4 protein-coding genes are annotated in these 4,212 nt (G+C 64.7%); 1 reads left to right on the top strand and 3 read right to left on the bottom strand.

The window, feature by feature from the left end:
* On the top strand, window positions 1–1,561 hold a 1,561-nt coding region (locus ABSG20_RS31070; RefSeq protein WP_423868274.1), incomplete at its 5' end, for a hypothetical protein.
* 34 nt (window positions 1,562–1,595) lie between these two features.
* On the opposite strand, the gene cas2 is transcribed toward ABSG20_RS31070, so the two are convergent.
* The 3 genes from cas2 to ABSG20_RS31055 all read right to left on the bottom strand — a co-directional run.
* Window positions 1,596–1,880, bottom strand: coding sequence for a CRISPR-associated endonuclease Cas2 (gene cas2 / locus ABSG20_RS31065; RefSeq protein WP_423868273.1), 285 nt, complete (start codon window positions 1,878–1,880; stop codon window positions 1,596–1,598).
* A 13-nt stretch (window positions 1,881–1,893) separates the two neighbouring features.
* Window positions 1,894–3,921: a CRISPR-associated endonuclease Cas1 gene (gene cas1 / locus ABSG20_RS31060; protein WP_423868272.1), complete on the bottom strand. Its 2,028-nt coding sequence runs from the start codon at window positions 3,919–3,921 to the stop codon at window positions 1,894–1,896.
* Between the two features lie 99 nt (window positions 3,922–4,020).
* A partial coding sequence (locus ABSG20_RS31055) for a hypothetical protein (protein ID WP_423868271.1) occupies window positions 4,021–4,212 on the bottom strand: 192 nt, incomplete at its 5' end.

Raw genomic sequence — 4,212 nt, 5'->3', positions numbered from 1 at the left:
CCTCTACGACCAGGTTGATCCGTCCGCGCCAACCGACGGCGAACGTTCCCTGCGGCTGTTTCGGCGCGAGCATGCGGGACGGCTGGAGGTAAGCGTCAACATCGATGGCAAGGCATTGGGCGAGAGCGGAAATGTGCGCGTCGATGTCGCGCTGCCCATCGTCCGCATGCGCCTCTATCTGTTCGAGCTCGGCGTCGCCATTCTCGCCGTCGAAGTGGCGCTTGAAAAATACCCCACGGTCAGGATCGCAAACAGCGACCGCCCGATGTCGCTCGCCCACGCGCTGGCCTTGCAGAACGCGTTGCGGCGCATCTACCCGCCCTATTTCAAGCAGGAACATGTCGACCAAGACAGCTCCGAGCACATTCCGGAATATCCGGCTTCGCTGCGATGGTCCGGCGGATCGCCGGCCACGCACCTGAAACCTTCGGAATGGATCGAGCGTGTCGCGGTCGATCGCCGCAATCCCATCGATCAGATCTGGAAAAACATTCTTGCCCCGCTTCCGATCGAGGAAACTTCGCAGGACGCCGGGCCGCGCTGGCGACAGATCATCGATGAACGTGTTCCCTCAATGGTCTTTATCGGCACGCGCGACGCCTCCGGGGTCGAACGCAAGGATTTTGCCCGGCTCTGTTTCCTCGATGACCCCGGCACAGGTTTTCCCTGCGCCGAAGCGTTTCTGGAAGGTTTCGAACGCAGGCATTGCTATGACCGCCACTGGTGCGGGACCTATGGCACGCGCTATCTGTTCTCCGGCTATTCCATGGTGATGTTCGGAACCGGCGACCCGGAAAAAGGCGACGACATCTTCCACCAGGTCCTTTCCGAACATTTCAGACGGCATTATTTTCAGATGGGGTTGCTGATCCAGTTGCAGTTTGCCGCGCTGCTGTCGCTGTCGCAACGCGTTTCGGAAGCCGTGAAGGACAAGCGGATAGGCGGGCAGGCGGATTTTCGTCGCCGGATGCTGGACATCGAGGAGGAGGTCCTCACTTTCGAGCAGCGCTACTGGTTCACGCAGGTGTCAAACCAGCTTCAGGCCCGCGAGATCTATGACCTGTGGCTGAAGATGACCGGCGTCGCCGGGATTTACGACGAGGTACGCGGCCAGGTACGCGCCGCCAACGCCTATCTCGACGCCCGCGAGCAGGAAAGGCAGACCGGCGCGTCAACGCGGCTCACGGTCATTGCAACCTTCGGCGTCATTATTGGCCTTGCGTTGGCATTCCTCGGGATGAATGCGCTGGCCTCGTCGGATTTTCTCGCGGCCTTCGGCGTCCCGAAGGAGCTGCCGCAGGCCGGACAGACCGCGCCGGGCGGCCTCACCCCTCTGTGGCATCTGGCGGCGGCGCATGCCGCAGCGTTCTTCGGCGTTCTGACGGTTTCCTGTGCTCTCGGCCGCTTCCTGTTGAGGCATTACTCCAACCGGGCAGCCCCGTCGGATCGGCCGGAGCAGGGCAGCGGCGGCATCACCGCGCGACTGAATGCGGATCTTGCGACCATGGCTTGCGCCGGCCTGTTCCTGACCATTGTGTGCATGCTGTTTTCGAAGTTGTGATAAACGGGCCGGCATCCGCGCAGCGCCCGCGCATTCACAACAGCCAGAACTCGCTCCGTTCCGGGATCGGCGCCCCTCCGGCCGTTCTTGATCGCGCCCGGGCCTCCTCCGTCAGGCAATACATCCGTACGCTGTCGCCGGCGAGCCGCTCGGCCGAAAGCCGGGAGAGCAGTCGTTCGGCCGCGCCCAGCGAGCAGCGCACCTCGAACACCGATTTCTGCACCCTCGTGCCCTTGTCTTCGAGCAGCCCGGCCATGCGGCGCCGCACCCGGTTCGAGGCGACGTCGTAACAAAAGACAAAAATGTGCTCGCGCGCCATCTGTCCTCTACCGCTAATGATCGATGACGAAGGGACGATAGGTCGCGCGCCCCTCGATGTGAGCGGCGTAGGCGTCGGCCTGTTCGCGCATCAGCCGGCGCCATGTCACGCGCTTGCCGGAGCGCGGACTCGTGACCGTCTGTTCGCAACGATCCTCGTAGCGCCTTACGATCGCGTCCGAAGCCGCGCGCGACAGCCGGCCGCCGCCGCTCTGCTGGGCCACGAACATCTCGCCGCGCAGGCCACCGCCATTGATCATGGTCAGCACCAGGCTTTCCGCCAGCCCGGCGCGGAATTCCTCCATCAGGTCGAACACGCAGGCGTCGCGGAAGTCCGAGGTTTCGTGCAGCGCGCCGAAGCCAGGATGCAGCCCCGCCGCCAGCGCGATCGCGCCGATGTCGCGGGCCAACAGCCAGGAGGCGAGATCAAGCGCGGCATTCACGGGGTCCGCGCCGGTCCGCCGGGTGCGCTTGCCGAAGGTGACGCCGCCCAGCAACAGGCGCCCCCAGGCTTTCCAGTACAGGCGCGTGCCGGCACCTTCAAAGCCCATCAGCGCATCAATCGATGCCGCCGTCTTGGTCTTGTCGATGGCGCGCCCGATCAGCGCCGCCGCATTGGCCACCGCATCGATTCCGCGGCGATGGTTGATCCGGCGCAACAAGGCGCGCTGGTTGGCAAGCCGTCCCGCGACGATAATGCGCGCGAGGCCAAGGCGCAGCGTGGGGTCGAGCGCATGACGCGCCTGCGCCTGGTGACGGCGGGCATGCTGCGACAGCGTCCGGGCCAGATGCCCGGTGGCGCGCCCGTGTCCATCGACAAAGCCGACCGGGATATCGCAGGCGAGCGCGTGACGCAGGGTCTCCAGGTCGGCATCGACCTGCGGGCCGATCTCGATGCGATCGATGCGGGAATGGTGGACTGCGATCAGCTCGCGCCCGGCGGCGTCGCCTTCGACATCGGCCGCCTCCTGAACCGCAAACGACTGATTGCGCAGCAGCAGCCTGCGGCCGGGGGTCTTGACGTGCAGCACCCGCAAGCCCCGGTCATAGCCGGCCTTCGCCAGCCCTTCCTCTTCGGTGGCCGCGGCGTGTTCCGCTTCCGCCAGCCTGTGATCCTCCTCTGCGAGGCGCGCCAGCGCCGCGGTGGTGTGGTCGGTGGCGTCACCCTTCGGATCGGCCAAGGCCCAGCCGCGGACGAACACATGGCCGAGGAAGCGCAGGCTGTCGTCATAGGCTGCGAGACGGGTTTTTTGCGGATCGAGGCGCAATCCGTGTTCGGCGAGCAGTTTTTCGACGCGAACGAAACCGGCCTCCGCGCCGGGCCGGTCCTTGGTCAGGATCAGGAAATCGTCGGCATAGCGCACGATGCGCAGCCCGCCCCGCGAAAACGTCTCATCGAGCGTGTCGAGATAGAGGTTGGCGAGCAACGGCGACAGCGGCGAGCCCTGGGCGATGCCGCGCCCCTGCACGGCGCCCTGTTCGAGCCAGATCGCCAGCAGGTCGGTCAGCGGGCTCGGCAGCACCGATTTCGAGAAGCGCGCGAGCAGCGCATCGATCGGGATGGTGTCGAAGAAATCGTCGATATCGGCATCGACGGTCCAGACAAATCCCTGGTGGCGCAACAGTTCGACACGCTTCACCGCGTCGGCCACCGAACGGCCCGGCCGATAGGCAAAACTGCCTTCCTCCATTTCGACGTCGAGCAAGGGCATCAGGATCTGGGCGACCGACGACTGCGCAATGCGGTCGCGCACGCAGGGAATGGTCAGCTTGCGCTTGCCGCCGCTCGACTTGTCGATCATGGCAATGCGCAGCGGCCCCGGCCGATAGCTGCCGTCGCGCAGGGCGGCGGACAGCGCCGCGATGCGCTCGCCGGCGTTGGCGGCGAAGCTCTCGATAGTCTGGCCGTCGCCGCCGGCCGAGCCGGCGTTGTCGCGCACCCGCTGCCAGCCGATGGTCAGGCCGGCCGGCGATGACGCCCGCTCGAAAATGGGGCGGCCATCGAGCGGGGCGGGCAGCGAACGGGGTTTCTGGTCGGACATGCAACCCCCTGATCGCAATCGGGAATTTACTGGCCAGCCTGCTGGATTTATGGTAAACGGCTGTATTCAAAAGGAAATTATGGGGATACTCGAGCTTGTTCATTGAATGTTCAAGGGCGTCACGGAAAGTTGAGGCACGCTGCTGGATTTCCCGCCCGCAGATCCTTGTTGACGAAGGGATTTTTTGCCGACAGTCTGAAGACCTTCCGCGACATGCAGCGGATTGAGACCCTGGGTTAAAGACTCTAACAGTCCCTGATCGAGTCTGAAGACCTTCCGCGACATGCAGCG

This window comes from Bradyrhizobium sp. (assembly GCF_049512235.1).
In the GTDB taxonomy this organism is placed as follows: domain Bacteria; phylum Pseudomonadota; class Alphaproteobacteria; order Rhizobiales; family Xanthobacteraceae; genus Bradyrhizobium.
This window is presented reverse-complemented; position numbering and strand designations above follow the sequence as displayed.